Here is a 25,423-nt window from a genome sequence, read left to right on the forward strand (position 1 = left end):
AAAATACCTGTACATATTAGGAGGATATATATGAAACCCGATTTTTTACAAGCTGTAAATGAGGCTATCGGTAAGGTTGAGCATCTCCACATTGAAGAAAGCGGAGCAGATAGTTTACTAATTCATCATGATGATGTGAGACAGTTAAAACAGGTTGCCGAAACGTTAGAAAATAACAATTTTCATTCTGTAATGAGACAAAATGGAAATGCCTCTTTTATTGAAGTTTTAAACAGATGAAAAAAGTTCGGTATATGACCGGACTTTTTTCAAATCGAAATTTGAAATTCTTTTACATACACTGCAGTTCCAGAAATCTCAATTTGTAGGGACTCATCTTCCTGCTTCTTTGTTACATAAACAGCGACCCGACCATCTTTATTCATTTCTTGCCCTTGTTCCACAATGAATTTCATTTCACTATTAAAATCTTTTTTCAAAAACTTAGCATAGTAAGCTCCCATTACCCCAGAAGCAGTTCCCGTCACTGGGTCTTCTATCGTTCCAGAATAAGGTGATGAAAAATGACGGCCATGCATATGTGCTGCTTCATCATACGTCTCTAAACAAAGAGGATGAATCGATGCCTTCGGTACTTCTTTTAGAATAGATGGAAACTCTTCATTATTTGGTTTCATTCTTTGAAAAGCATCCAACGTTTTAATTGGAACTAATAAAGTCCAAATTCCAGTACTCCCATACACAATTGGTAGCGTTTCATCTAAATCATTCCCATGAAGTCCAATGCTGTGCGCTAGCTCTTCAATGGAACCATCAAACTTTTGAAACTGTGGCGCCGTTTGTCTCATTTTAATAAATGATTCTCCATTTTCATCTATATCTATATGTACTGGTAAAACACTCGCTTTCGTTTCGATTGTGAGATTTCGTTTCCCCTTCAGTAGCCCTCTTTCGTGAAGTGCAAATATAGTTCCTACTGTCGCATGTCCGCAAAGATTCATTTCATGCCCTGGTGTAAAATAACGGATCCTTATATCCGCTACATTCGAAGGAAGCACAAAAGACGTTTCGTTAAATCCTACTTTTTTTGCAATAAGCTGCATTTCATCATTAGTTAATCCTTCTGCATCTATTACAAGCCCAGCTGGATTTCCCATATTCGGCTTTGTACTAAATGCATCATAATGGAAAACTTTTATTTCCTTCATTTTCTCATCTCCTGAATTTATTTAAATATTTTGCAATACAATTCCGTTTCTGTCCTTATAGAGCATCCGTTTTTCCAAAAAACCTTTTGCATTTTTTCATTTGTCATATGAGTACTTCCAATATAATAAGTAGCCCCCATCTGTTCTAACATGTATAAAGATTGAAGATGGATATGAGCACTAAGTCCTTTTCCACGTTCCTCCGGCAATAGTCCAAAATAAAATAATCGACCTTCATTCTTCGTACCAGGTTCAATATGAGGAATGGATATTCCAATCGGTTGCTCTTTATCATAAAAAGCAATACATGATTTCCCCCCCCCCTTACCTAATTCTGTTTGTATAGCATGAAAATGTTCATTAATGTTAAGACTTGATGATTTGTTGTCCGAATCTGACATACATCGTTCCCAAAGCGACTTAAATTCCTCTTCAGACAACGTCCCTACGTCTATAGAGCAAAAATCATACTGTTTTTCTAGAGTTACGCTATCCGAAAGCTTACAAAACACCTCTATTTTCGCTGCATAAAGCTCAAAGCCAAATTCACGTAACACTTTTGCACTCAGAGTATAACTGTTGAAACTTTTATCTAGTAAAATGCTTGCTCTTTTTACATTCCAATTTGAACAAAGCTCTTCAAACTTTTTTATCTGCTCTTTATAATTTTGAGCATCATAAAAAGAATCTTCATCCATTTCTTCAATTGTTACTGCATTTGGCAAACCATTTAATACTTTTTTCGAGGGGCCAAATATGTTTTGAATAGTTGTAAGATTGTACATTATGTTCACCTTTCTATACAAAAATTGAAACTACCAATCTATCTCTCCTACAGATGGATCAAACCTCTTCAGGACGATTTTTATAATAAATTAAATACTCAGTCCATTTTCCGTTCTCAAGAGAAAACGCTTTTCTTGTACATTCAAAAACGAATCCTGCTCTTTCCGCCAGACGAATCGATGGCTCGTTATCAACATTTATATGCAGTTCAATGCGATGGAATTTAAGATGATCAAAGAATAAGTCCATAGCGGCCCGTACACTTTCTAAGCCATAGCCCATTTTCCCGTACTGATTATGGATTGAATACCCTATCATCGCCCATTGATAATCCATTCGGTAAACCATTCTTTTGTTGAAAACGACATATATCGATAACCATCATCATACTTATATTGAGATGGTAAACGATTGTTGAAACCTTCATACCAACTTATATAATCTTCTTTTAGAACAGGACGGATCATAAGCCTTTCAGTTTCTACTTGTAACAATGGCTGTTTCAATTTTTATCTCTTCCTTTATACTCAAAGACTGAAATTTACGAATCATACTTCCCGCCAAATAATTCATATTATTAGAATTTTCTTTATTATTTTAAATGAAATACAGAATTTAGTAAATTAATAAACATATTCATCATTTCTTGTTCACTTCTCATTATTCCCCCCCCATTCTAACCGCTAACCCCTGTATAGGGTTAGCAAGAATAGATTCACTAGTTTGTTGTTCTATTTCTAGTAAAGATCAAAAGGTACGAATAGAATAATTATGATGTTACATAGCATATATATAGTCTAGTTGCCTTAACTATAACTACACAGAAAGCCATGACCATAACATTCAAATACTTGTCTATTCCCTTTCAAATGTTACTAATATAGGGATTTCCTGTTTAAAAGGAGATGATTGAATGAGGTTAAACCATTTAAATCTATGTGTTGATGATTTATCAGAAGCTAGACATTTCTTTGAGACATTTTTTGATTTTCAATTTTTAGAACAAAAAGGAAAGGCTCTTGTAGTAATGAGTGATGAGAATGGATTTATTCTCGTGTTAAGTGATCCGAAAGCATTCAAAGGGCAAAAGGCTGTTAGATATCCTGAAGCTTTTCATATTGGATTTTTAGTGGAAACTTCAAGTGAAGTTAATCAAGCATATAATCGCTTAGTAGCTGGAGGCATGGAAATAGACAAGGAACCTTATACAATGAGAGGTAGTAGTTATGGATTTTATTTTACAGTATTTAATGGTTTATTAATTGAAGTTTCTTGTCTTGACTATAAAGATGGTAAGAAAGTTTCAAAAGCCAATGACACACCCCTTACATAACAACTTTCAACCGAACAAGTCATAACTCATATGAAGTAATTATGAAAAAGGTCCCTCTTTTTTCTATCCGGCGATTTTTTATATTGGAATCCATTCTGTTCAAACTTTATTTCAAACCAATAAAAATATCCCGATACCTATAAAGGATCGGGATATTTTTAAATCATATATAAAGATTACTTTTATTCATAATATAGTTAATATACTCAGCTGCACTTCTTTCGATATCTTCATCCTTTAGTTGGTATTCTGCTCCATACAACGTAAATGTTGGTATGAACTTCATTCCTGTGTATAGACAAGTTGCCTGAAATGGTTTTGTTAGTTCGTTCATTGTAAACCCATCTTTATACTGCGTTTCTAATCCCCCTATAGAAATTGCCAAACCAAATTCTTTATTACGTACTTTATCCCCTGTAGAACCATATGCAAAACCGTACGTCAGCACATCATCAAACCACTTTTTTAATAATGGTGGTGAACTATACCAATAGAACGGAAATTGAAATATGTAACGATCGTGTTCTAATAATAACCTTTGTTCATACTCAATATCGAATTCCCAATTAGGAGCTGCTTTATACAATTCATGTACTGTTATCTCATTCGAATATTTCTCCAGTTCTTCTATCCATCTTTTATTAATTCTTGATTTTTCAATATCTGGATGTGCTACAATTACAAGTGTTTTCATAAATTCCCTTCCCCCTTATAAATAAATGAAATCCTTTAGTATTAGTATGTATTAGTTACATATAATTGAAAAGTACGTACTTTCAGGTGCTATAGGAACCTCAAAGTACCTATGGAGGTGTAATATGAAGATGAATCAGAACTTCCCTATCGCTACTACCCTTGAAGTCATCGGAGGAAAATGGAAGAGTAGTATTTTATGCATTCTCATGAACGGAAAGCAGCGGACACACGAACTGAAACGTGCGATCCCAGATATTACACAAAAAGTTCTGACGCAACAATTGCGACAACTTGAAGCTGATGGGATTATCCATCGTACTGTATATCAAGAAGTTCCACCAAGAGTTGAATACACAATAAGCGAATACGGAAAATCTTTAATTCAAATTATGAATGAACTGTGTGAATGGGGAAAAGATCATCAAGTCAAAAGATTATCAAAATAAAAGAACCCTGCAAAGGGTTCTTTTCTATCACTCTTTCAATTTCTCTATTTTATTTGTAATAACTCTAACGTATGAGAAAGCAAACTTTTATCTCCTACATCTCCATGCCCTGGTATAACTGATTTTATATTTTCATATCGATTCATCTACGTATGCATCCGCAACATTCCCTAAATCTTTCGCACCTGTTGATTTTACTAAACAACCTCCAAAAAGAATATTATATTGAGGGAGCCATACTGTTATATTGTCTTCCTCCTAATAAAGCTATGCATACAAAAATTAACAAAAACTAACGGGATCTTCTTATCTTCATACTTTTCTAATCGTACAATTACATAATTTATTCACTCTTGAAATGTGCTATTTGTTCAATAGAACACCTACAATTATTCTAATATCTGTGATGTAGCATAAAAAAAGAACTTGGTGTTTCCCAAGTTCTTTCTCCTCTTTACTCATTAAAGATAAATTCTTTAAACTTCTCTACACTCTCAAAATAATAATCTGATTCCTCTTCCATTCGCTTTCTAATTTTCGGAATATGATGCGACCAACCAGCTGCTGCAAATGTAACGTTGCAGCTCTTTGCCATTTCTAGTGCAGGCTTCAAGTCATCTAATACGATGACTTCATCTTCATGTAGATGAAACATAGACAAAATCTTTTTCACTGGATACGGATGTGGCTTTCTCTGATTTTCTTCTAACTCCCATCCAAACACTGCATCTGGGACAAATCCACAATGCTTTTCATAATCCCTCTTAATGCGACTACTTTCAGAGTGAGAAACAACCGTTACAATTCCGCCCTGTCTCTTGAACTCCCGTACCAATTCAGGAAACCCTTCATAAAAGTCTGGAATTTTCGATTCGGTGTATTTTTTCCAAACTTTTTGTTGGTGCTCTTGCTCTTCTGGTGTAAAACGAATAATATCTTTACATAAACTCAAAAAACCAGGATGAAAACAATTTGAAACAAACTCTTCTAATGATAATGGCGTTTCATTAGGTCTTAAATCTTTTAAAGCTTCTACAAATGATGGATAATGTATATCCGGTGTACTTTTTACTGCTGTATCATCATGATCTAGTATTAAACATTTATATTTTAAGTTCACTTTCTTCCTCCATTACAATCCTACCTATTGCATTCTTTTCTCTATTATCTCATGTTAGCGTCATACCATCCACACTTTCTATCTTTACCACTCTCTATCTCGATTGATTTCCATCTTTTCCTGAAATGCTTCCTCTAAATCAATTTCTAATTTATTCGCTAAATCACACACATTCCAAATTACATCAAACATTTCTAAGCCTATTTCTCTTTTTATATTATCATCATCATTTCGCCTTAATACCGCTTCTGTTAGTTCCCCTAGTTCAGCCATCAAATACATTGTACGCTCCTCAATTGTCGTATCCGCAAACCCTTTTTCTTTACTAAAATTTGATACATACTGCTGAAATTCAGAAAGCTTCACTTTATATTCCCCTTCTCTTTTTATAAATTTCTTCTACCAATCTTTTATCTTCTTTATATTTACAACGATTCGGTTGTCCTTCTGCACGATGGATTCTCAAATTATTTAACTCATACACGACCGAATATAATGTCCCAAAATTATATTTTTTCAGATTCAAACATACATGCTCTTTACTATTCGATAAAATACCCTGTTACAGAATCAGTATGCAAAGGTTTTACAAGATGAATTGCATCATAGTGATGTAACGTTTTAATAGATACACCACATATTGTTGAAAACTGTCCAACTGTATACATGTACGATCCCAGCCTTTATTTTCAATTTTTTCCTACTTAATTCATATTTTACTATAGAAAACATTCGTTTCAGACAAATAAAAAACGAGTTTGTATACAACTCGTTTTTTACACCACTTATTCTAATCATTTAAATATTTGTACGAGGCTCCTCCAATCTCTCCTTACTCTTCCAATTGAACAAACTTTCAGCCTTAGTTTGCTGCCCTGGCTTCACAAATAACATCGCTCCCATTGCTATAGCGGCCAAAATGGCCGCTACGATAAACATAGAAGGATAGCCATAACTTACAACTAAGTATCCAGTTAAGGTCGGGGCTAAGATTGTCGCGATATTCGCAATAAAATGCATAATTCCACTATAGGTTCCTGCTTGAACAGGAGCTGTGTCGACAATGATTGCCCAAAATAATGAACTTGGTAAAAAAGCAAATGCATTCCCAAGTGACATAAGTGCTAATACAGCTACATAATTATCCATCGCTGGAATGAAACTAAAGCAAACCGCTGTAAGGAATAAAGCGATAATCGGCAATCCTGTTCGAGCTAAACGAAGATTTCCTGTTTTACGTAAAATACGATCGGATAGCTTCGCCCCTAACGGTAATGTAATACAAGCTCCAAGCCAAGGAATCATGCCAAGATACCAAAGAGAAGATAATTGAAAATGGAATACATCTTGCAGATATTTCGGTGTCCAAGTTAATATTAAGAAATTGATATATTGAAAGCAAAAATACGCTAACGTAACCATGACGAATGTCGGAACTTTAAAAAAAGAATACCACGGCTCTTTTTGGATCCCTTTCTCTACTTTTACTGATTGAAGCACACCTTCAGAGCTACGAATTTCAGCTAGTTCTTCTTTCGTCACTCGCGGATGATCTTCAGGCATATTTGTAAAAGTAAAATACCAAATAATCGCCCATACAATCCCAATTGCACCAAGGATGAAAAACATCATTTTCCAACTTGTAAAAGAGAGTAACATAACCGCTACTGGTGCAGTTAATACTGCGCCTAACGGAACACCAACAAAACCAAGGGATGTTAGAAAAGCTCTTTCTTTTGGCGCTGCCCAGTTTGCTGCTGTCTTATTCGAAACCACGAAAGATGGACCTTCTGTGAATCCAAATAAAACTCGGAACAGAGCAAATCCTGCTAAAGCAGAGCCACCAAAAATAGCCATCCCTATTTCTCCAGCAAAAGCGGTCGCAATTTCAAAAATAGACCAAGCGGTTGCTGCTACAATCCATACAAACTTTGGTCCTTTTTTATCCGAAAAAATACCTCCTAATAAAGAACCAAGCATGTAACCGTAACCAAAATAGCCTAATATAGCTCCCCATTCTTTCGGGTCAAATCCATATTCTTTTATAATAAAAGACTGTGCATAAGCAATGGCCCCACGATCAATATAATTCACCATCGTAATTAACGTAAGCATCGCAAAAACATAATAGCGGAATTTATTCTTCATCAAACTCCTCACTCCCCCTCGTATACTTTTATTTCTCTCTCTAATCCTTTAATAAAATGACATGAACCTTTCCAGGACCATGAACTCCAAAAGCTAATTCCATTTCAATATCACCCGTCCGGCTTGGACCAGTTATAAAATTAATACAAGCAGGTAATCCATTTGGAACGTGTTCATGCACTGCAATCACTCCTTCTGTCAAACGTCTATAAATTGTATGTTCCGAAAGGATCACTACATAAACTGGCGGCAAAACACTAACTAAACGTCCACGCCCACCACCATTCCACAAAACAACTGTTCCAGTTTCAGCTAGCCCCATTTCGGCATATGTAATTCCCATATCAACTCGAGCTACATAGTCTCGTAGTTCTCTTTCATCTTCTTTATTCTGCCAAATTCGATAAGAAACGAAATTTTTTGTTAAATACTTTCCTATTTCAAGCTGGTGTAATCTATCATCATCCCAGTACACCGCAGATTGAACATCAAATTTTCCTGCAACATACTGAAGGGCATTCTCTATTTCTGAGCGGTATATATGACTTACTTCTGTATGTAATGCATTCAAGTTTGCAATAAACTGTTCTACTAAACTCTCGTGATCTATCTCTTTAGAAAAATACCTAAGTGGATCGTTATTCCACTTAGGAGGAGTTATCCCGGAGCGACGATTTCGCCCTAGTTTACGTGCGATATTGTTTAAAAAAGATTCTTGTACATCCGTCATGTTATGAATCCCTCTTTTCTTTTTCCCACCAATCTCGGAATGATTGTTTCGCAGGTTTTGGAAAATCTCTGCTTTCTGTCCACCCTTTTAATGGACCAGGGCCATTCGCAATATAACCATCTTTTGCAAATATCGATAAACCAGTGCGAGCCATTTTAACGGCTTTCTCGTAAACAAAAGGATGACTCGCCATAAACGAAAAACCTTTAAAGGCCAGTTGCTCAAATTTCGTTACAAATCCTTGTTCCACCTCATCTTTACGATGCTCAATGAGAAGGTCATGTAATGGAATTTTCACCGGGCAAACATCTGTACATGCGCCGCACAAACTTGATGCAAAAGGCAATTCTTTTAATTCCACATACCCTTCTAATAAAGGAGCTAGTACCGCACCAATTGGTCCGCTATAAGTACTTCCATACGCATGTCCTCCAATATTACGATATACAGGACAAACATTCACACACGCTCCGCACCGAATACACTTCAACACTTCTTGATAAGCGGTTCCTAAAATATTAGAACGACCATTATCTAAAATGATTAAATGAAATTCTTCAGGTCCATCCATATCTTCAGGTAAGCGAGGCCCATTCATTCCCGTTACATAGGATGTAATTTTTTGACCGGTAGCACTTCTAGTTAACATCGAAACGACAACATCAAGATCTTGCCATGTCGGAACAAGGCGCTCCATTCCCATAATAGCAATATGAACTTTTGGCAATGTAGTGGTAAGACGAGCATTTCCTTCATTACTTATTAGAACAACGGATCCAGATTCTGCCACAGCAAAATTACAACCTGAGATACCAATATCAGCCTCTAAAAATTCTTTACGCAATTGCTCCCGAGCAAATTGTAGTAATTGATTTGTATCAACTGGTATTTCCCTTCCAGCCTCCTTAGAAAAAAGCTCTGCTACTTGTTCCTTCGTCTTATGAATAGCTGGAGCAATTAAATGTGATGGAGCTTCTCCCGCTAATTGAATGATATACTCTCCGAGATCGGACTCTACCACTTTTACCCCCATTTCTTCTAAGTTTTTATTGAGATGTATTTCTTCCGAAACCATGGACTTCGATTTAATAATTGTTTTTGCTCCTTTTTTTCTCACGATTTCAGAAACATACAATACGGCATCTTCTGCTTTGAAAGCAAAATGGACATGCCCCCCATTTTCCCGAACATTTGTAGCTAATTGTTCCAAATAACTATCTAAATTTTCAATTGTATGCGTCCGAATTTCAGATGCTGCCTCACGCCATTCCTCAAGATTTCCTAATTCATGTGTAGCTTGTTCCCGTCCCATCCGAAGCCTATCTTGTGTAAATGGAACCGCACTTCTCATCTGCGAATCGTGTATGGCTTTATCTACTCTTTCCAAAAATTCTAGTTCTCCCACTACACTCATTTGTTCAGCTCCTTCGCCAGTACTTCTGCTATATGTAACACTTGAATGTCTTTATTTTTTCTGCGTAGCCGCCCTCCAATATTCATAAGACATCCCATATCTGCCCCGATTAAGAGATTGGCTTCTGCTGCCTCAATATGTTTTATCTTTTCATCAACCATTGTTTCAGAAATCGGGCTCATTTTCACTGCAAAAGTACCACCAAAACCGCAGCAATCTTGGCAATATGGTAATTCTTTTACGTCTAGGTCTTCTACTTGTGATAGTAACTTAAGTGGTTCATCTTTTATCCCAAGTCCGCGACTCATATGACACGATTGATGAAAAACGGCTGTCTCAGCTAGCTTAGATTTTAAATTACTTGTTCCGAGTACATTCATTAAAAAATCCGTCAGCTCATACGTCCTATCCACTAAACGAACTGCTTTTTCATACCATTCACTATCATCTTTAAACATTTCTTTATAATAATGATGAATCATGCTAGCACAAGATCCTGAAGGGGTCACAATATATTCACTATGCTCAAATGCTTTTATCATTTGTTTCGCTGCCGCTTTAGCTTCTTTTTGATATCCACTATTGCAGGCAGGTTGCCCGCAGCAAGTTTGTCCTTCAGGAAAATCTATTTCTACTTCACATTGCTCCATAATTTCCACAACACTCTTACCTACTTGAGGAAAAAACACATCGGATAAACATGTAATGAATAACGAAACTTTCATAAATATTCCCTCCTCAGAACGATACAATCTACTTTCAAGTTATTAATCTACCAGAAAATATTTTTAATCTTTAGAATTTTCTATATTTAATTTGTTTTATTTATGATATCATGTGACGTATTATATAAAAACTATTTATAAGGTTGTTTTTGTATATAAAAAAGGTATAGAAAGAGGATTGGAAATGGATATAAGACAACTTCGTTACTTTATTGTAATCGCCGAAGAAAGACAGCTTACCCGTGCTGCTCATCGACTTCATATGGCACAGCCACCTCTAAGTAGACAACTATCGTTACTAGAACAAGAATTATCAGTAAGCCTCTTTGAAAGAAACGGTCGAAATATGCATTTAACTGAAGAAGGTAAAATATTATATAGGAAAGCAAAAAGTATTATCCAACAATTAGAGGAAACAATTACAGAGATTAAAGATACCGGTGAAGGATTACGAGGAAATCTGTCTATTGGCGCATTTCACTCGTGCATTCCTTTTTTATCTGAAAAAATCCGCTATTTTCAAGAGAACTATCCAAATGTAAACTTAAAAATATGGGAAGGTGGTCCTTTATACTTAATAGAGCAATTAGAAAATCGGAATATTGAATTCGCTGTCTTACGTACCCCTTTTAATAAGAAGGCTTTTTCTAGTATTTGTGTATCAAAGGAGCCATTCGTATTAGTCATGCCTGCAAAATGGGAGCTTCATCATTCAAATCTTCCAATCTCCATAACTAAACTAGATCATATCCCCCTCTTACTTTTACATAAAGATAAAGAAGACAGTTACCATCAGCTCGTCATTGATGAATGCAGTCGTCATGGTATAAAATTAAATATAGCATGTGAATGTCCCGACTCTGCATTTGTACTTATGCTCATCATGGCTGGGATCGGAGCCTCGATTCTACCTAAAAGTGCTGTATCTTATATCCCCCAAGAATTTATCAGAATAGTAGATTTAATAGATTTCCCATTCCAATCTGAATCATCAATAATATGGTTGAAAGATCGGAAACTCTCTAACAGTGCTAGACCATTTATAGAATGCACATAAAGTGAAACTTTAATCAGTGGGGGTTTTCTCCATCCCCCACTGATTATTAGTTGAACCAATCGGGCTTTTACGGACAGTTCATCTCCCACCTAACTTCTTCGCTTCCGCTGAATTTTGAGGTGGGAGTGTTACTGCCTGTTAATGCGGGATAAGAATGATTTCGGAGGTGTAATCATGGCCCTATTCGCTTCTCCATCATTATGTATCATCGCTATAATTTCTTTCGCATTATCTTACTTTTTAGGAGTAAAACAGTATACTTGGCTCTTATCTGGATTTAACGAAAAGCGTGTACAAGATAAGCAAAAACTAGCAAACATGGTTGGGCTTTATAACTTAGCAGCTGGTGTTATTGCGGCAATTGGTAGCGTCTTCACTACGCCCAACATACAAATTATTGTTCCTATTATTATCGTTGGACATGTTGTATTAGCAGCTTATGTGAACACAAGAATGGTTCACTAATCCTTCTAAAAAGAGGGCTCTGTTAAGGGGAAATGGTGAACAAAGCATTTAATAACTTATTAAAGCATATGGACAAACTATCTCAAACGAAAAAAGAGCAAGCTTTTCAATGAGAGAAACACTCTGTTGAACCTACATCCTCTGTTGGTGGTCGTCTAATCAATGAAATGAGAAAAACGTATGACGGTTTACGCTTATCAAAATTCAATATGTAGTCCTTATTAAACTAACAGTCGGAATGGTTGAACACCGCTCGGTATTGTTACAATATTCAGATTAAACCTGACCATAGCAGTATTTAAACTTCAGGGAGGAGATTTATATGTCTTTAAAAGTCGGAGATATAATTACGTTTGAACGAACTTTTACAGTAAAAGATGTTGAATTATTTACAGAGGTTTCAGGTGATGAAGGGATTCACCATATAACCCCAGATGAACAGGGAAGACTTGTAACTCAAGGGTTACTAACGGCAACTCTACCAACGAAAATAGGTGGAGATAATAACGTACTGGCTCGTACTATGAATTTTGAGTTTTTAAGACCTGTATTTACTGGGGATACAATAATTTGTGAAGCTAAAATTGAAAAATACGAAAGGCAAGAAAATCATAGAACAGCTATTATCGCATCCTTTTCATGTAAAAACCAGAATGAAAAAGTAGTATTAAAAGGCAACTTTTCAGGTGTAATACTGTGAATTCTTTCTACCTTCTTCAATTAACTGGAGCATTAGAATCTGATTAGCAACATTAAAATTTAACAGAGCGAAAAAGAAAAAAGATAAGCAAATTTGCTTATCTTTTTTCTGCTTTCCATTCAGTATAATCCATATTAAGATATGGATCTATTTATATTGTTATAAAGAATCCACATATTTTTTCGCTTCCAGCAATGAATACCCAAATGCTTCGCGCGCTTTCTTAACTGCTGTAATTGTTTTTCCATCTTTCACAAGCTGCCGCAGTTCATTATTAATTTCGGGCTCTACCTCTCTAATTCCCATTTGTTTTGTTATTAATTCTAATCTAGTTTCCATACGCTTTAGTCTAGCATCCGTTCTTTTTTCCATTTGCTTTAATTTTTCTCCAATATAAATGGCTCCAAAAACAATAAATGGTATTACAATCCAAAATTCCATATTCTCCTCTCCTTACAATCTATGTATTTCGCACCAATGTTCAATATCAAAATTTTACCATGAAATGAATTTCATATATAGTTATTACATTGATATGAAGGAGGACATCCACTATGATTCGTTACCTCAAATTTTCATTGCAATTTGTCGTCCTTTGCATTGTATTGACTTTACTATTCGATATGATTGGCTGGTTCATTTTCCAAAAAAACAAATCGAAAATAAAACAGTTATCATCCCGCTCATTATGGCAGGATGGACTTTATACATATTTCGATACAAGACTCCCTCAAAAACACCATAATACTACTGCCCTCATCTTAAACAAATGAGGGCATTTATCTGGATCCCTTTACTTCTTAATGGATATATTACATTCTCCTTGTCTATTTATCTCAATCTGTTTTTCGCTATCAATTTCTATTAGTAACGGATGAACCTCTGCATCTAACGCTGAGAAAAAACACCGACGCCCTGATGGCCCTAATAATAAGTAGACTCCGTTTTCTCCCATAAAATGAAAACCATCACTTAACGCTTCTCCGTCTCTTACTGAAATCCCATATTCTATCAATTGGTTCCCTACTGCGAGAACTTGATCTGTCGTCATACTCATTTCACTCACATTTAATATGGAATGAACAGAAAAAGGTTCATTACTTTCTGGAGATGTAGTATGCCTGGAGATAAACTCTACAATATTCCCTGCAGGATCCATAAAATAGAACGAATGTGCATTTGAGCGTGAAAAATATACTTCATCCTCTCCATCTTCTACATTTAAAACGACCTTCTTTTTTGCCCATTCTTTTGCTTCAGAAAACTGATTGGACGGTATATTGAAAGCAAAATGATAAAAAGGCTTGCTATTCAAATTATTTTTTCGAAATTCTAATTCACTCTCTCCCACTTGGATGCTAAAACTCATTTCACTACTATGTAATAACTGAAAATCTAATTTATTTAAATAGAAATCTTTCATTTCTTCTAATGCGTTACTGTATAAAGTAACCCTACTTATCAATATCAAAAACTCTCCCTTCTAGTCCAGTTCCATATTCAGATCATATAATTAATGACTTATTTTTACAAATAATTGAATTAATAAGAATTTTTATTTATAATCAGAACCAGGTATTATAACTTAGTGATAAAACGAGGGAGGATTTTTATGAATTCAAAAGCACGAATTACAGCTGTCGGGACTTATGTACCCGAGAAAGTTCTATCAAATGAAGATTTATCGAATCTTGTTGAAACGACAGATGAATGGATTGTGCAGCGAACCGGTATGCATGAGCGAAGAATTACTTCCTCCGATGAATTTTCTACAACTTTATGTATTCGAGCTGTTCAAAATTTAATCGACCGATTCCACGTTTCTATTGATGACGTTGATTTAATTATTGTCGCAACTGCTACACCTGATTACATGTTCCCAAATACAGCAAGTCAAGTTCAGGCTCATTTTGAAATACCTCATACAGGCGCAATTGATATTAGTGCAGCTTGCGCTGGGTTCGTGTATGGACTAATTGTTGCCAACGGCCTTATTACTTCCGGGACAAACAAAAAGATACTAGTTATCGGTGCGGAAACTCTTTCAAAAATCACAGATTATAGCGACCGTACTACTTGTATACTTTTCGGAGATGGCGCTGGTGCAGCCCTTGTAGAATATGATGAAAACAACCCTAGTTTTTTAGGAACTCATATGGGATCTAAAGGTTCTGGCGGAATCAACTTATATCAAACTGCCTTATCCAAAACAATGAATGGAACTCAATTACAAGACACACCTTACCTCGTTCAAAACGGAAGAGCTGTTTACAAATGGGCTGTAAATACAGTCCCACAAGGCGTACAAGAATTACTAGAAAAAAATCATTTAAATATATCAAATATTGATTGGTTCATTCCACATAGTGTCAATTTGAGGATGATTGAATCCATTTGTGAACGAACAGGTATTTCTCTTGATCGCACACTCATGAGTCTACAATATTGCGGAAACACCTCTGCTGCTTCTATCCCATTAGCACTTGGTGTTGGGTTAAGAGATGGAAAAATCAATAATGGTGACACTTTACTTTTGTATGGATTCGGTGGAGGTCTTGTACATGCAGGACTAATTTTAAGATGGAATATATAAGTACGTAACATAAAGGCTGATGTTTTATCACATCAGCCTTACAAATCATTTATGTATCTCTCAACTCTTTATTGGGTCATTACATTTGTGGTGAAATTAATGCATTGATTTCGTCTTTGATCTAACGAAAAAGCTAACTATTCTCTCTCTCTTTATATCTTACTTTTAACATTCCGCTCCCAATCTAGTTAAATACGATACATCGCATTATATTCCTTTATTTAACATTTCGTTTATTATATAGTGAATGTAACATTGAAAAAGGAGAATAATCATATGGAACTCAAAACGCTAGATATATATGAAAAAATGAATCAATATCCGGTAGCTGGACTAAGCCTAGCTATTATTCGTAATGGAGAATTAGAACATGCTGAAGGCTTTGGCGCACTTGAATTGAGGACGGTTAGAAAAGTTAACGTGAATTCTATTTTCAACGCTTGTTCTATAAGTAAATTCCTCACAGCGATGCTCGTATTGAAATTAGCGGATCAAGGAATACTGGACTTAGATGAAAATGTAAATAACCGTCTTATATCCTGGAAAGTTCCTGAAAATAAATTCACTTATGATAAAAAAGTTACCTTACGAAATCTATTAAGTCATCAATCAGGAATTATTGATCCGGATGAAAGTTTTGATATATATCACCCCATCCAAGGAAAACCTGCGATTTTACAGATCCTTCAAGGTAAAACATCCTATTGCCCAGTCCCTATCGAAGTTCAATATGAGCCTGAAAGCAAGTTTCACTATTCAGACGCTGGATTTTGTATAATAGAACAACTGATAGAAGACGTTACCGGAAAATCTTTTAATCTATTATTACAAGAGTTAATATTTGGACCTTTAATTATGAATAACAGTACACTAGAATCTCCTAAACAAGAGATCACAAATGATCACTTTGCATGTGGTCACAATAAGAACGGACATGTAGTAGATGGAAAGTATCCGTTCTATCCCTATTCAGCTGCTGCAGGAATTTGGTCAACCCCAACAGATTTAGCTGCTCTAGTAATGGAAATCAGCCATTCTTTGCAAGGCAATAGTAAACTCGGACTATCATCAAAAATAATGAAAGAAATGATTTCCACACAAGGTTGCTCAAAATGGACCGGATTAGGTGTATTTCTTGATAAATCAGATCAAGAAATACAAATTTCTTCACTTGGCTGGGGCGTTGGATTTCAATGCATGATTGTTGCATATCCACATAAAGGCACCGGTGCTATCATTATGACAAATTCAGACCTAGGTGTTCACCAAAATGAAGGGATTATTGGAGAAATTATTAACTTATTAGAACTATAGAAAGCTTTAGTAAGGGCTATCATTAAAAAAGCTAGCGAAAGGCTAGCTTTTTTTTAGTTCTGACAAGAATATACAGAAAAGTTTTTATAGAGTTAAGTACAAAAAATTATATATCCGAAACTACACACAGTGAAGAGCACTTAAAGCGGATTCCTCATCTTTTAAAAAAAATACAGCTTTTCCCTTATTACATTCATATATAAAATCCGCAAGACTTTTACTATTGTATACATTGAAATCCCCAACAATAGCTAATTTTATGCGGTAGTTCATATATTTTTGTAATATTTCACCCGCTAGGCCAGTTCTTAAGTTAAAAAATTCCTCTGTAATATTTACTTTGTTAATCAATATTTTTTGACAATCATAGGAAAAATTGACGGATGCCATCAAGTCTAATGCTCCTTGCACATCCCTTATTACGATTTCAGAACTTTCTATAATTGCAATTTTAGAATTATCTTTTTCATGAATGCGTATTTTCACCTATATCCCCCACCTAACATTACATTTTTCATCAAATTATCATTCTTCTTTTTTTACTTTATATAATATTTTTAGCTACAATCTTTAGATGCTCAGGAGCGATGATTTCCTTTATACTTTCTTGAAGATCCTCGTGAAGCATTTCTTCAAGATGCTCCAATGATACTTCAAGAGGTGTACACTCTAACGTTTCAATATTTAATAAGGAATAATGTTCTTTTTTCTTTATGACTAAATATCGATTCTCTTCTGTTACAAGTAAAGAACCTAATCTCATTCCGAGTAAACGTTGATCATCAAATTTCATACTATATCCCTCTCTCTATTAATAGACATACTATAGAAATAAAAACAATTTTATATAAATTAATATCCATATTATAACTTTACCAAAATCTATCTCTAAATAACACGAAAATTGGTATTATTATCCTTGAAAATAAAACCTATACTACATATTTCACATGCGATATTCTTAATTCTCCATATATTGCAGCACAAAAAAACTTTCTCAACATATAAAGATCACTTTATAGTTTTCTAAATTATCAGAATACGTTATAATGAATTTAATAAAAGTTTGACCTCTCCTAATTCATGTACATATTGTTGATCGGTAGGAATTGCTACCGGTCTATTTTTTTATTCTTGTATTAAACATTGAATCTTCTTTTTGAATAACTGAAAATAAAAATTCTGCATCTCGGCCCACACCACAAAGCAGTGCTGATCCTCTTTGATGTTGCCAAGGTAAACCAATATAGTATAACCCTTGCACCCCGCTAACACCTCTTGTATGAACTGCTGATCCTGCTTGATTCATTGCAGCTTCTACTTCAATCCACTGATAATTCGGTATGAATCCTGTAGACCATACTACATTCTGAACATTGCATGCGCTATCATCTGAAAACACTACTTTATTCTGCAATGCATTTACGACCTTCGGCTTCAATGCTATTGCTCCATTACGAATAAGCTCTCTACATTCATAACCAAATATAGGATCTTTCTGCTTCTGAAACCATCTTCCCCGCCATGTGTTGATTCCAGCATATAATAGTCCTATTGTTTCCAGCCAAGCAAAAATACTCCTTCTCATTATTTTTAGTGGTAAAAAAGAAAGCGGATGACTTACAGCAATCGTAACATCACGAGATTTCGCTAATTCTACTGCAATTTGTGTACCGGAATTCCCCCCTCCTACTACAAGGACTGATCCCTCTGGAATTTGTATTGGTGATTGGTATTGTGAAGAATGAATTTGAAAGGTATCATTGGAAAGGTTTTGTGAAATAGAAGGAATGTAAGGCCTCTGAAAAGCACCTGATGCGATAATAACTCGTTTAGATTGTAGCATTTCGTTAGGAGTAAAAACCTCAAACGCATGTCTCTTCTTTCTTATTTTGGAAACATTGATATTTAACCTCACCGGTATGGAAAAACGTTTCGCATAAGCTTCTAAATAATTTGCAATTTCATCTTTACTAGGAAATTCATTTTGATTTCCATTTAACCTCATACCTGGCAATGCACAATAATCCCTTGGTGTAAACAATTGTAAAGAATCGTACCGCTTTCTCCATGAATCACCAATCCTCTTCCCTCCATCCAATAAAACAAAGTTATAGTTTCCTTGCTGTAAGTAATATCCCATAGCTAAACCTGCTTGACCAGCTCCTACTATAATTACATCTAACATATTTCCTCCTCCTTTTTATTACAAAAACATATGAATAATTGTTCATATGTTCATATGTTTGATTTAATATTATAGTTTTCTTTTTTACAAATCAAGGAAAACAATTCTTCTTTCTACTCAACCTATAAACCTAAAAAGCACACTATTGATGATAAGAAACTTTTTATCATCAATAGTGTGCTTTTAAATTCGATATAAGTAACAATTTAATAATTTACTTTCTTATTGAAATACCACTAGACATATACTTTTACATTCTCTTTATTTATAAACATCTGCCGCAAGCTCTTTTAAAAGGCCGATGTTTGTCACTTCAAAGTACCCATTATTCTTTCTAATTACACTTTTATCACAAAGAGTATTTAATGTTCTTAATAAATGCCTGTAGCTTGCTCCTAGCAATTCCGATGTCTCAGTTAAATTCCCATTAAATATAATTCTTTGTTCATTATGAATAAGTCTTTCTCCAGTCGCAAGAATGTAACTTGCTAACCTATTCTCAAGAGGATACAGTAAATTAATCGTACTGTTTTTTGACAATCTATTTAACTTATGAGACAAAGAACCACAGATACACCTTAAAAAGGTTGCATCCTGAAGCAATCGTTCTCTCACCTTTTCTAAAGGGATTCCAATGCAATAAGAGTCTACCATCACTTGTACATTTGAAGCTGTTTTTTGCGAGTGGATTAATTCAACATCTCCCAATATTTGCAAGCTATCATAAAAACATAATAATACAGATTTCCCATTACTTAATGTGTTATAAGCCTTCGCTTTTCCTTCAACAAAGAAATACAGATAGTGAATATCTTCATTCTCCTTACAAATATGCTCATTCTTTTTAAAGAGTAATAGTTCCATATATGATTTCATATCATTGCTAAAAAATGATGCAATTTTATTCTTTTGCACATAATCATCTAACTTATGAGAATTACATATTTTCTTCATACATCCCCCACCTTTGTAACTCATTTTAATTATAAAGAAAATTTCTTCCTTTCACTATGACATATGTCATAGTAGCTCACAATTTAATCATGATACATTACATGTAAATTTATAAAGGGGGAACGTCATTGTATAATTTACTCTCAATTATTATAGGTGCTTTCATCGCCATTATGATTCCTTTAAATGGTATCTTATCTGAAATGACAGGTAACTATACATCTAGTGTGATGATTCATATCGTTGGATTAGTTGCCATTGTCATTGTTTTACTCGTTAGCAAATCCAAACTTCACATGCAAAAAGGGATACCGCTTTATCTTTATAGTGCAGGAGCTATCGGTGTTTTCACCGTACTATTTAGTAATATAAGCTTCACAGCACTCGGTGTCTCTATTACAATCGCTTTAAGTTTACTTGGGCAATCTGTTTCATCTATTATTATCGATCATTTCGGCTTATTAGGTATGAAGGTCGTGAAATTTGAAAAGAAAAAAATGTTTGGATTACTTCTGATTTCTTCGGGAATTGTTGTAATGACTATTTTTTAATGGAGGATGGAACTATGTTATATATTTGCATTGCAATTTTAGCCGGAATTTCCATTGTAGTTGCAAGAATTATTAATGCTAACTTAGCAGCAAAGATTGGAATTTTCCAAGGAACATTTGTTAATTATATTACGGGATTGTTTTTTTCTTTTTTATTTTTACTCTTTAGCAATGAATCTCTTCACGTATCAGCTACGACATTGCACTCCATACCATTTGTAGTATATTTAGGAGGTTTAGTTGGTGTTATTGTAATTGTATTATCAAACTATATTACTCCTAAAATATCATCTTTCTATTTAACTTTATTGATTTTTGTGGGGCAATTATTTATGGGAGTTATAATTGATTTCTTCACATCAAATGATGTATCTATCGGTAAAATAATCGGAGGCTTTTTAGTATTACTTGGACTAACTTATAACTTAATACTTGATAAGACGTACGAACCTGTGAAAAATAGTCGAGTGCAGCTCTAACAACATTTTAAAAAATAGAAAAGGAATACATCCGCACGCTTACATTGGATTTATTCCTTTTTTATAAGAACTCCTCCAATTTCAACACATTAACTTTTCCTCTTCTTTCACAGAGTGTCTTCTAAAGACAAGGAATTTCAATGCAATTGACATTATTATCATTCCAATTCCGCACATAATAAACATAACATTTAGAGAAATAAATATAGACAGAATTCCAAATACAAAGAGAGATATTGTATCTGCTAAGTAAAGCAAAACTGCATTAAAACTGAACCCTCGCCCTAACATATCTTTCGGAACGAGTTTTTGTAATATGTATACCCTCGTTAGTCCCGCTAACGGTAGACCAATCCCGACTATACATACTCCAACAAAGTAAAATGAAATATTAAATGTAAATCCAAGCAAAAAGATCCCAACACCCCAGATAATAGACGCGATTGTATAAATAGTTAAATTCAAGTTTTTCCATATGAAGGGGATCATCATATTTGTAATGATTACTACGCATCCAAAGAACCCTTGAATGACACTATAAATTTCTTTACTCTCTTTTGTGAACTCTCCCAATGATAATAATAATCCAACTTTCCAAACCCATGTATTCATAAAAACCATTGTAAATGTAAGGAGAAATAAAAATGTAATTTGTTTATTAGATTTCATCCAAAGCCAAAATTCACGTAATGAGAGAAATACTTCTTTTACCTGTTTCTTTTTAGCACCCACCACATCCCCTGTTACATTCAGCTTAAAAAGAAAAAGTGCGCTTATGAAATATGTAATTGCATCAATCGTAAAAAAGTGAATGACACCTACTGTCTTCATTAACAATATGGAGAGAAACGGACTGAATACAGTTATCCCTCTCGTTACGGAATCATATAAACTATTCGTCATATTCCGCTGTTCTATAGGGGTTATAATTGGTAATAGCGCCCGGTGTGCTGGATTAAAAAAACAACCGCAACACTGAATAAAAAAACTTATGATGATCATATACGTGTAGGTTAAAACATCGAAGTAATAGCAGAAGACAAGAGACAGAATAAAAGGAATACGGATTATATCCTGACAGTTCTTGGATTGAAACAATTCGTTCTTCCAAAAACATTACTTTTATTCCAACATTGCATATGGGAAACTTCTTATCTCTTTTTAAAGTTGATGAGATACTGTATATTTTATTTGAACCAAAGTCAACATCTCCACAACAAAATACTACACCCAATACTCTTTTAACTATAGACGAAATCACCCCTACTGTTACCGCTTTAGGGGATCAAGCACGCTTAACGATATTAACGGTGCTTGCTAATCATAAAGAATTATTTGCCCAAGAAATTATTAATGAAACTGGATTACACCAAAGCACTGTATCTCGGCACCTAGCTGTACTAGAAAGCGGCGATCTCCTTCATGTGAGAAAAGAAGGTAAAACAAAGTATTATTCGATTAATAAAACTACGGTTGAAAAAACAATTACCTTTTTAAATCATATAAAACGTTAATCAAAAATAGAGAAAGCTATACTTTCTCTATTTTTGATTACCCTATATTATCTATTAAAACACCACAAAAAAAGGTTGCTCTTTTTCATCTAAACTTTTTACAATTCTCTCTTTAAAATTTGACCACGTAACCATCTGTAAAGCCTCTTCAACCGTAAAGAATCCGACTTCTAAACTCTCACTACTTGTTTCTAACTTACCCCCGATCGGTTTTGCTAGCCAACAAGTCGCACAAACACCTGAACTTAGATTTTGATATATACCACAGAACTTTGTCACGCAAATATCAATCCCAGTTTCTTCTTTTACTTCTCTTATAGCAGCGTCTTGAATAGATTCCCCTTCTTCAACTTGCCCTCCTGGTTGCTCCCACCCTCTACGCGGGCTATGAATTAATAGGATCTTCCCCTCATCGTTTAAAACGACTACACCCGCTGAAACATAATGTTTTGGATTACTCATAGGAACAACTTCCTTTCAATGCCTTTCATCAAAAAATAAATATCCTTTAACTATAGCTAAAGGGATATAACAGTACGACTTTATTCTAACGCCACAATAGTAAATAGAAGAGAGAATAAGTATTTACTACAATCAGCTTGTCAATGCGAATGATTTTTCGATACAGGAAATAAACTGATGAATAAATTCATCGATTTCTTCTTTTGTAATAATATAAGGGGGAAGTAAACGAATTGTATTTCCCTTTGTAACGTCTACAAGCATGCCTTTATTTAGTAATTCTAATTGTAGTTTGTTTACATTTTCATTCGTGTCGTGAATACTGATTCCAAACATCATTCCACAATGACGTACTTCTTCGATAAAAGAGGAGTTTTCCTTCTGGATTTTTTGAAGTTTTTCATTTAAATATAAGGACGTTTCATAAGACTGTTGCATTAAACCATCATCCATTAATGTTTTTAATACAGTTAATCCTAAAGCCGTACCAATTGGTGAATGTGCGAATGTTGTTCCGTGATCACCTGGTGAGAATATATCATAAAGTCGTGGACCTACTATTATTCCCCCTAAAGGTGTACCGCCTCCCGCTCCTTTACCAAATTGAATAATATCAGGCGTAATATCAAAATGCTGATAAGCAAACAATTTTCCAGTTCTCCCTATCCCACTTTGCACCTCGTCAACAATAAATAACACATTATACTGTCTGCAAAGCTCTTCAACACCTTTTAAATATTCACCCGACAAAGGATATATCCCACCACTTCCTAATACTGGCTCTAGCATAATAGCAATTGGATTTTCCTTGAGTATGGTTCTTTCTAGTTCCTCTAAATTCTCTCGTTCCACTTCATATACAGGAATAGACGTACGCGGAAAATTTTGATATACACTTTCTTGTCTTGTAAAGTGAAGAGCACCTAATGTACGTCCATGAAAACTTTCTTTAAGTACAATTACTCCATCACGTTTTTGATTTGTTATATGTCTGTACTTGTGGATTAGTTTTAAGGTTGCCTCGGTAGCCTCCGCACCAGAGGTTGTATAATAGACTTTCCCATCTTTTAAAGAATAATTGACTAATTTTTTGGCGTATTCAATAGCAACTGGGTTTAAAAAATGAAAGGGAAGATGTAAACATCTTGTAACTTGTTCAAAGGTGGCTTTTATAATATTAGGATGATTGTAGCCTAATATATTCACTCCTACACCAGAGAATAAATCAAGATATTCTTTACCATTCACATCATAAAGCTTACAACCTTCACCCTTTTCTATAGTAACCGGTATGCGGTGGTACGTAGACATTACATATTCTTTATCTAATTGAGACCAATCGGACATGCATGATTCCCCCTAGGTATAATCATATTATCTTTATATTTTCCAACACAAAATTTCGGTACAACTTCTGAATTGACTACACTGTCATCCAATTTACATGTTAGAAAAAATATATGAGCATAGAATTTTTGTTTACTCCCCTTTTCAAAAATCTTATATATTTCGCGAATAATAGAAAAAACGAAATACTTTTTAGTTCATACAACTATCAAAAGCTTTGTGTATTCACATAGACCTAAATGAACTGAGTAACTAGAAATGGTGTTTTTGTTAGAATTTTAAGATTTCAAATCATATTTTAATTTTATACACCATTAGAAACCTTCGCTCTTTCTAACTTGTAATGAGGTTTCTATAATCATATCTAACAGCTTACTATATGAGATTCCTGCCGCATGGGCACTTTTAGGCAACAAGCTATTTTTTGTCATCCCCGGCAATGTATTCACTTCCATCACATACGGGATTCCATCTTTTATAATTATATCCACCCTAGCATAAACACTGCATTTTAATGCTCTATAGCAGGTCATTGCAGCTTCAACAACACGTTCATATGTTGTAGCCGGAAGTTCCACAACCTCTTCAATCGTAGCAATATCATCGTATTTCGCATGATAATCAAAAAATTCAGCCGTATGTTGAATCGAAATGATTGGTAAAAGCTTTCCGTCCAAAATAGAACATGTAATTTCTTCGCCCTTTATATATTTTTCAATCACTATTTCAGAATCCCATTTGAATACATCCTCAAGAGAAGAAAGTAAAGAATCCTTATCGTATACGATCTTTACCCCTACACTGGAACCACCTGAATTTGGTTTTACTACTAACGGATATCCCATTTTATCTATTTCATCAAGCTGCAGCTCTTCCGTATTTGAAAGATGAATCCAATCTGGTGTTTGAATGCCCTCATAACGAATCATTTTTTTCGACATATTTTTATCCATACAAATACCGCTTGATAGCATGACACTTCCGGTATATGGAACACCGAGAGTTTCTAGTGTACCTTGAATCGTACCGTCCTCCCCATATTCTCCATGAAGTGCTAACAATGCAATATCAAGATTTCTTACCTTTTCAACAAGCTCTTTTTTGTCATTTAGTTTAATAGGCACTACTTCATACTTACTCTTATCCAAATGTGCAATCATTTCTTCCCCTGTCATGAGTGACACTTGTTTTTCGGAAGACACGCCTCCCATAATAACGCCAACTCTCATTTT

33 protein-coding genes and 3 pseudogenes are annotated in these 25,423 nt (G+C 34.7%); 13 read left to right on the forward strand and 23 right to left on the reverse strand.

All coding sequences use genetic code 11. The features are described from left to right. The first annotated feature begins 30 nt into the window (after positions 1-30). Entirely contained in the window at positions 31-240 is a 210-nt protein-coding gene (locus C568_RS0113245) for a hypothetical protein (RefSeq protein WP_003198717.1), read from the forward strand. Between the two features lie 29 nt (positions 241-269). On the opposite strand, the gene C568_RS0113250 is transcribed toward C568_RS0113245, so the two are convergent. The 3 genes and pseudogenes from C568_RS0113250 to C568_RS31930 all read right to left on the reverse strand — a co-directional run bounded on the left by C568_RS0113250 (position 270) and on the right by C568_RS31930 (position 2,461). Then, the gene (locus C568_RS0113250; RefSeq protein WP_003207769.1) at positions 270-1,169 is read right to left on the reverse strand and encodes a PhzF family phenazine biosynthesis protein; all 900 of its coding nucleotides are present in this window, start codon (positions 1,167-1,169) and stop codon (positions 270-272) included. A gap of 17 nt (positions 1,170-1,186) precedes the next feature. After that, complete coding sequence (locus C568_RS0113255) at positions 1,187-1,954, reverse strand: GNAT family N-acetyltransferase (RefSeq protein WP_018781794.1); 768 nt, start codon at positions 1,952-1,954, stop codon at positions 1,187-1,189. 58 nt (positions 1,955-2,012) lie between these two features. After that, a pseudogene (locus tag C568_RS31930) lies at positions 2,013-2,461 on the reverse strand (GNAT family N-acetyltransferase). Between the two features lie 407 nt (positions 2,462-2,868). Here C568_RS31930 and C568_RS0113265 point away from each other — a divergent pair. Next, entirely contained in the window at positions 2,869-3,288 is a 420-nt protein-coding gene (locus tag C568_RS0113265) for a VOC family protein (protein WP_018781797.1), read from the forward strand. Positions 3,289-3,451: 163 nt separating this feature from the next. On the opposite strand, the gene C568_RS0113270 is transcribed toward C568_RS0113265, so the two are convergent. Beyond that, complete coding sequence (locus C568_RS0113270) at positions 3,452-3,982, reverse strand: NAD(P)H-dependent oxidoreductase (protein ID WP_018781798.1); 531 nt, start codon at positions 3,980-3,982, stop codon at positions 3,452-3,454. Between the two features lie 124 nt (positions 3,983-4,106). Here C568_RS0113270 and C568_RS0113275 point away from each other — a divergent pair, with 124 nt between their 5' ends. After that, positions 4,107-4,430, forward strand: coding sequence for a winged helix-turn-helix transcriptional regulator (locus C568_RS0113275; protein WP_003207774.1), 324 nt, complete (start codon positions 4,107-4,109; stop codon positions 4,428-4,430). 44 nt (positions 4,431-4,474) lie between these two features. Here the strand turns inward: C568_RS0113275 and C568_RS32910 are convergent. The 9 genes and pseudogenes from C568_RS32910 to C568_RS0113310 all read right to left on the reverse strand — a co-directional run. After that, a pseudogene (locus C568_RS32910) lies at positions 4,475-4,685 on the reverse strand (subclass B1 metallo-beta-lactamase); the annotation flags it as partial. 199 nt (positions 4,686-4,884) lie between these two features. Further along, positions 4,885-5,550, reverse strand: coding sequence for an HAD family hydrolase (locus tag C568_RS0113280; protein WP_003198733.1), 666 nt, complete (start codon positions 5,548-5,550; stop codon positions 4,885-4,887). Positions 5,551-5,634: 84 nt separating this feature from the next. Continuing rightward, entirely contained in the window at positions 5,635-5,916 is a 282-nt protein-coding gene (locus C568_RS0113285; RefSeq protein ID WP_006095256.1) for a MazG nucleotide pyrophosphohydrolase domain-containing protein, read from the reverse strand. 1 nt (position 5,917) lies between these two features. Next, positions 5,918-6,076, reverse strand: coding sequence for a hypothetical protein (locus tag C568_RS32915; RefSeq protein WP_231398750.1), 159 nt, complete (start codon positions 6,074-6,076; stop codon positions 5,918-5,920). A gap of 16 nt (positions 6,077-6,092) precedes the next feature. After that, on the reverse strand, positions 6,093-6,218 hold the full coding sequence (locus C568_RS0113290; protein WP_029427269.1) for a MerR family DNA-binding transcriptional regulator: 126 nt from the start codon (positions 6,216-6,218) through the stop codon (positions 6,093-6,095). Positions 6,219-6,348: 130 nt separating this feature from the next. Continuing rightward, positions 6,349-7,698, reverse strand: coding sequence for an MFS transporter (locus C568_RS0113295; RefSeq protein WP_095995506.1), 1,350 nt, complete (start codon positions 7,696-7,698; stop codon positions 6,349-6,351). Positions 7,699-7,738: 40 nt separating this feature from the next. Further along, entirely contained in the window at positions 7,739-8,428 is a 690-nt protein-coding gene (locus C568_RS0113300; RefSeq protein WP_018781800.1) for a LutC/YkgG family protein, read from the reverse strand. Position 8,429: 1 nt separating this feature from the next. Further along, positions 8,430-9,842 carry a LutB/LldF family L-lactate oxidation iron-sulfur protein gene (locus C568_RS0113305; protein WP_018781801.1) on the reverse strand — a complete coding sequence of 471 codons (1,413 nt, stop codon included), beginning with the start codon at positions 9,840-9,842 and terminating at the stop codon, positions 8,430-8,432. Then, positions 9,839-10,567: a (Fe-S)-binding protein gene (locus C568_RS0113310; RefSeq protein WP_018781802.1), complete on the reverse strand. Its 729-nt coding sequence runs from the start codon at positions 10,565-10,567 to the stop codon at positions 9,839-9,841. Before C568_RS0113310 ends, C568_RS0113305 begins: the two co-directional genes overlap by 4 nt. Positions 10,568-10,751: 184 nt before the next feature. Between C568_RS0113310 and C568_RS0113315 the strand changes: the two genes are divergently transcribed. The 4 genes and pseudogenes from C568_RS0113315 (at position 10,752) to C568_RS0113330 (ending at position 12,789) form a co-directional block, all read left to right on the forward strand. After that, positions 10,752-11,624 (forward strand): LysR family transcriptional regulator, encoded by an 873-nt coding sequence (locus C568_RS0113315; protein ID WP_018781803.1) that lies wholly within the window; start codon positions 10,752-10,754, stop codon positions 11,622-11,624. 174 nt (positions 11,625-11,798) lie between these two features. Next, a complete protein-coding gene (locus C568_RS0113320) occupies positions 11,799-12,089 on the forward strand; it encodes a DUF3784 domain-containing protein (RefSeq protein WP_018781804.1) in 291 nt (96 codons plus the stop codon). A gap of 35 nt (positions 12,090-12,124) precedes the next feature. Further along, positions 12,125-12,268: pseudogene (locus tag C568_RS34245) on the forward strand (IS1595 family transposase); the annotation flags it as partial. A 143-nt stretch (positions 12,269-12,411) separates the two neighbouring features. Beyond that, entirely contained in the window at positions 12,412-12,789 is a 378-nt protein-coding gene (locus C568_RS0113330; RefSeq protein WP_006095250.1) for a hotdog domain-containing protein, read from the forward strand. Between the two features lie 159 nt (positions 12,790-12,948). Here the strand turns inward: C568_RS0113330 and C568_RS0113335 are convergent, their stop codons facing one another. After that, positions 12,949-13,230, reverse strand: a complete 282-nt coding sequence (locus C568_RS0113335) for a hypothetical protein (protein ID WP_006095249.1) — start codon at positions 13,228-13,230, stop codon at positions 12,949-12,951. A gap of 113 nt (positions 13,231-13,343) precedes the next feature. Between C568_RS0113335 and C568_RS30800 the strand changes: the two genes are divergently transcribed. Further along, entirely contained in the window at positions 13,344-13,562 is a 219-nt protein-coding gene (locus C568_RS30800; protein WP_033794500.1) for a hypothetical protein, read from the forward strand. Between the two features lie 20 nt (positions 13,563-13,582). Here C568_RS30800 and C568_RS0113345 read toward each other — a convergent pair whose 3' ends face one another. Further along, entirely contained in the window at positions 13,583-14,257 is a 675-nt protein-coding gene (locus tag C568_RS0113345) for a VOC family protein (protein ID WP_029427272.1), read from the reverse strand. Between the two features lie 144 nt (positions 14,258-14,401). Here C568_RS0113345 and C568_RS0113350 point away from each other — a divergent pair, with 144 nt between their 5' ends. Then, positions 14,402-15,382, forward strand: a complete 981-nt coding sequence (locus C568_RS0113350) for a ketoacyl-ACP synthase III (RefSeq protein WP_018781806.1) — start codon at positions 14,402-14,404, stop codon at positions 15,380-15,382. Positions 15,383-15,658: 276 nt separating this feature from the next. Further along, positions 15,659-16,696 (forward strand): serine hydrolase domain-containing protein, encoded by a 1,038-nt coding sequence (locus C568_RS0113355; RefSeq protein WP_018781807.1) that lies wholly within the window; start codon positions 15,659-15,661, stop codon positions 16,694-16,696. 120 nt (positions 16,697-16,816) lie between these two features. Here C568_RS0113355 and C568_RS0113360 read toward each other — a convergent pair whose 3' ends face one another. The 4 genes from C568_RS0113360 to yeiL form a co-directional block, all read right to left on the reverse strand. Next, complete coding sequence (locus C568_RS0113360) at positions 16,817-17,182, reverse strand: DUF4180 domain-containing protein (protein ID WP_003198761.1); 366 nt, start codon at positions 17,180-17,182, stop codon at positions 16,817-16,819. Positions 17,183-17,240: 58 nt separating this feature from the next. Beyond that, positions 17,241-17,489, reverse strand: a complete 249-nt coding sequence (locus tag C568_RS0113365) for a hypothetical protein (protein WP_018781808.1) — start codon at positions 17,487-17,489, stop codon at positions 17,241-17,243. A 327-nt stretch (positions 17,490-17,816) separates the two neighbouring features. Continuing rightward, on the reverse strand, positions 17,817-18,884 hold the full coding sequence (locus C568_RS0113370) for a flavin-containing monooxygenase (RefSeq protein ID WP_018781809.1): 1,068 nt from the start codon (positions 18,882-18,884) through the stop codon (positions 17,817-17,819). A 261-nt stretch (positions 18,885-19,145) separates the two neighbouring features. Further along, entirely contained in the window at positions 19,146-19,838 is a 693-nt protein-coding gene (gene yeiL, locus C568_RS0113375; protein ID WP_018781810.1) for a transcriptional regulator YeiL, read from the reverse strand. 128 nt (positions 19,839-19,966) lie between these two features. Here yeiL and C568_RS0113380 point away from each other — a divergent pair, with 128 nt between their 5' ends. Continuing rightward, a complete protein-coding gene (locus tag C568_RS0113380) occupies positions 19,967-20,389 on the forward strand; it encodes a DMT family transporter (protein ID WP_003198769.1) in 423 nt (140 codons plus the stop codon). 14 nt (positions 20,390-20,403) lie between these two features. Next, positions 20,404-20,868 carry a DMT family transporter gene (locus C568_RS0113385; RefSeq protein WP_018781811.1) on the forward strand — a complete coding sequence of 155 codons (465 nt, stop codon included), beginning with the start codon at positions 20,404-20,406 and terminating at the stop codon, positions 20,866-20,868. 81 nt (positions 20,869-20,949) lie between these two features. Here the strand turns inward: C568_RS0113385 and C568_RS32920 are convergent, their stop codons facing one another. Then, positions 20,950-21,870 (reverse strand): MFS transporter, encoded by a 921-nt coding sequence (locus C568_RS32920; RefSeq protein ID WP_231398759.1) that lies wholly within the window; start codon positions 21,868-21,870, stop codon positions 20,950-20,952. Positions 21,871-22,007: 137 nt separating this feature from the next. On the opposite strand from C568_RS32920, the gene C568_RS34745 reads away from it, so the two are divergent. After that, entirely contained in the window at positions 22,008-22,382 is a 375-nt protein-coding gene (locus C568_RS34745) for an ArsR/SmtB family transcription factor (protein ID WP_006095239.1), read from the forward strand. 54 nt (positions 22,383-22,436) lie between these two features. On the opposite strand, the gene C568_RS0113400 is transcribed toward C568_RS34745, so the two are convergent. The 3 genes from C568_RS0113400 to C568_RS0113410 all read right to left on the reverse strand — a co-directional run bounded on the left by C568_RS0113400 (position 22,437) and on the right by C568_RS0113410 (position 25,420). After that, positions 22,437-22,844 carry an NUDIX hydrolase gene (locus C568_RS0113400; RefSeq protein ID WP_018781814.1) on the reverse strand — a complete coding sequence of 136 codons (408 nt, stop codon included), beginning with the start codon at positions 22,842-22,844 and terminating at the stop codon, positions 22,437-22,439. Positions 22,845-22,976: 132 nt separating this feature from the next. Continuing rightward, positions 22,977-24,191: an aspartate aminotransferase family protein gene (locus tag C568_RS0113405; protein WP_003198781.1), complete on the reverse strand. Its 1,215-nt coding sequence runs from the start codon at positions 24,189-24,191 to the stop codon at positions 22,977-22,979. Between the two features lie 314 nt (positions 24,192-24,505). Next, positions 24,506-25,420, reverse strand: coding sequence for a D-alanine--D-alanine ligase (locus tag C568_RS0113410; protein ID WP_006095236.1), 915 nt, complete (start codon positions 25,418-25,420; stop codon positions 24,506-24,508). Positions 25,421-25,423 lie beyond the last annotated feature (3 nt).

This window comes from Bacillus sp. 95MFCvi2.1 (assembly GCF_000374965.1).
Lineage (GTDB): Bacteria > Bacillota > Bacilli > Bacillales > Bacillaceae_G > Bacillus_A > Bacillus_A pseudomycoides.

Bases quoted from the DNA above. Each gene is read 5' to 3' on its own strand.
- C568_RS0113245 (WP_003198717.1), top strand. From the start codon at position 31: ATGAAACCCGATTTTTTACAAGCTGTAAATGAGGCTATCGGTAAGGTT.
- C568_RS0113250 (WP_003207769.1), bottom strand. From the start codon at position 1,169: ATGAAGGAAATAAAAGTTTTCCATTATGATGCATTTAGTACAAAGCCG.
- C568_RS0113255 (WP_018781794.1), bottom strand. From the start codon at position 1,954: ATGTACAATCTTACAACTATTCAAAACATATTTGGCCCCTCGAAAAAA.
- C568_RS0113265 (WP_018781797.1), top strand. From the start codon at position 2,869: ATGAGGTTAAACCATTTAAATCTATGTGTTGATGATTTATCAGAAGCT.
- C568_RS0113270 (WP_018781798.1), bottom strand. From the start codon at position 3,982: ATGAAAACACTTGTAATTGTAGCACATCCAGATATTGAAAAATCAAGA.
- C568_RS0113275 (WP_003207774.1), top strand. From the start codon at position 4,107: ATGAAGATGAATCAGAACTTCCCTATCGCTACTACCCTTGAAGTCATC.
- C568_RS0113290 (WP_029427269.1), bottom strand. From the start codon at position 6,218: ATGTATACAGTTGGACAGTTTTCAACAATATGTGGTGTATCTATTAAA.
- C568_RS0113295 (WP_095995506.1), bottom strand. From the start codon at position 7,698: ATGAAGAATAAATTCCGCTATTATGTTTTTGCGATGCTTACGTTAATT.
- C568_RS0113300 (WP_018781800.1), bottom strand. From the start codon at position 8,428: ATGACGGATGTACAAGAATCTTTTTTAAACAATATCGCACGTAAACTA.
- C568_RS0113305 (WP_018781801.1), bottom strand. From the start codon at position 9,842: ATGAGTGTAGTGGGAGAACTAGAATTTTTGGAAAGAGTAGATAAAGCC.
- C568_RS0113310 (WP_018781802.1), bottom strand. From the start codon at position 10,567: ATGAAAGTTTCGTTATTCATTACATGTTTATCCGATGTGTTTTTTCCT.
- C568_RS0113315 (WP_018781803.1), top strand. From the start codon at position 10,752: ATGGATATAAGACAACTTCGTTACTTTATTGTAATCGCCGAAGAAAGA.
- C568_RS0113320 (WP_018781804.1), top strand. From the start codon at position 11,799: ATGGCCCTATTCGCTTCTCCATCATTATGTATCATCGCTATAATTTCT.
- C568_RS0113330 (WP_006095250.1), top strand. From the start codon at position 12,412: ATGTCTTTAAAAGTCGGAGATATAATTACGTTTGAACGAACTTTTACA.
- C568_RS0113335 (WP_006095249.1), bottom strand. From the start codon at position 13,230: ATGGAATTTTGGATTGTAATACCATTTATTGTTTTTGGAGCCATTTAT.
- C568_RS30800 (WP_033794500.1), top strand. From the start codon at position 13,344: ATGATTCGTTACCTCAAATTTTCATTGCAATTTGTCGTCCTTTGCATT.
- C568_RS0113350 (WP_018781806.1), top strand. From the start codon at position 14,402: ATGAATTCAAAAGCACGAATTACAGCTGTCGGGACTTATGTACCCGAG.
- C568_RS0113355 (WP_018781807.1), top strand. From the start codon at position 15,659: ATGGAACTCAAAACGCTAGATATATATGAAAAAATGAATCAATATCCG.
- C568_RS0113365 (WP_018781808.1), bottom strand. From the start codon at position 17,489: ATGAAATTTGATGATCAACGTTTACTCGGAATGAGATTAGGTTCTTTA.
- C568_RS0113370 (WP_018781809.1), bottom strand. From the start codon at position 18,884: ATGTTAGATGTAATTATAGTAGGAGCTGGTCAAGCAGGTTTAGCTATG.
- yeiL (WP_018781810.1), bottom strand. From the start codon at position 19,838: ATGAAGAAAATATGTAATTCTCATAAGTTAGATGATTATGTGCAAAAG.
- C568_RS0113385 (WP_018781811.1), top strand. From the start codon at position 20,404: ATGTTATATATTTGCATTGCAATTTTAGCCGGAATTTCCATTGTAGTT.
- C568_RS32920 (WP_231398759.1), bottom strand. From the start codon at position 21,870: ATGATCATCATAAGTTTTTTTATTCAGTGTTGCGGTTGTTTTTTTAAT.
- C568_RS34745 (WP_006095239.1), top strand. From the start codon at position 22,008: ATGGGAAACTTCTTATCTCTTTTTAAAGTTGATGAGATACTGTATATT.
- C568_RS0113400 (WP_018781814.1), bottom strand. From the start codon at position 22,844: ATGAGTAATCCAAAACATTATGTTTCAGCGGGTGTAGTCGTTTTAAAC.
- C568_RS0113405 (WP_003198781.1), bottom strand. From the start codon at position 24,191: ATGTCCGATTGGTCTCAATTAGATAAAGAATATGTAATGTCTACGTAC.
- C568_RS0113410 (WP_006095236.1), bottom strand. From the start codon at position 25,420: ATGAGAGTTGGCGTTATTATGGGAGGCGTGTCTTCCGAAAAACAAGTG.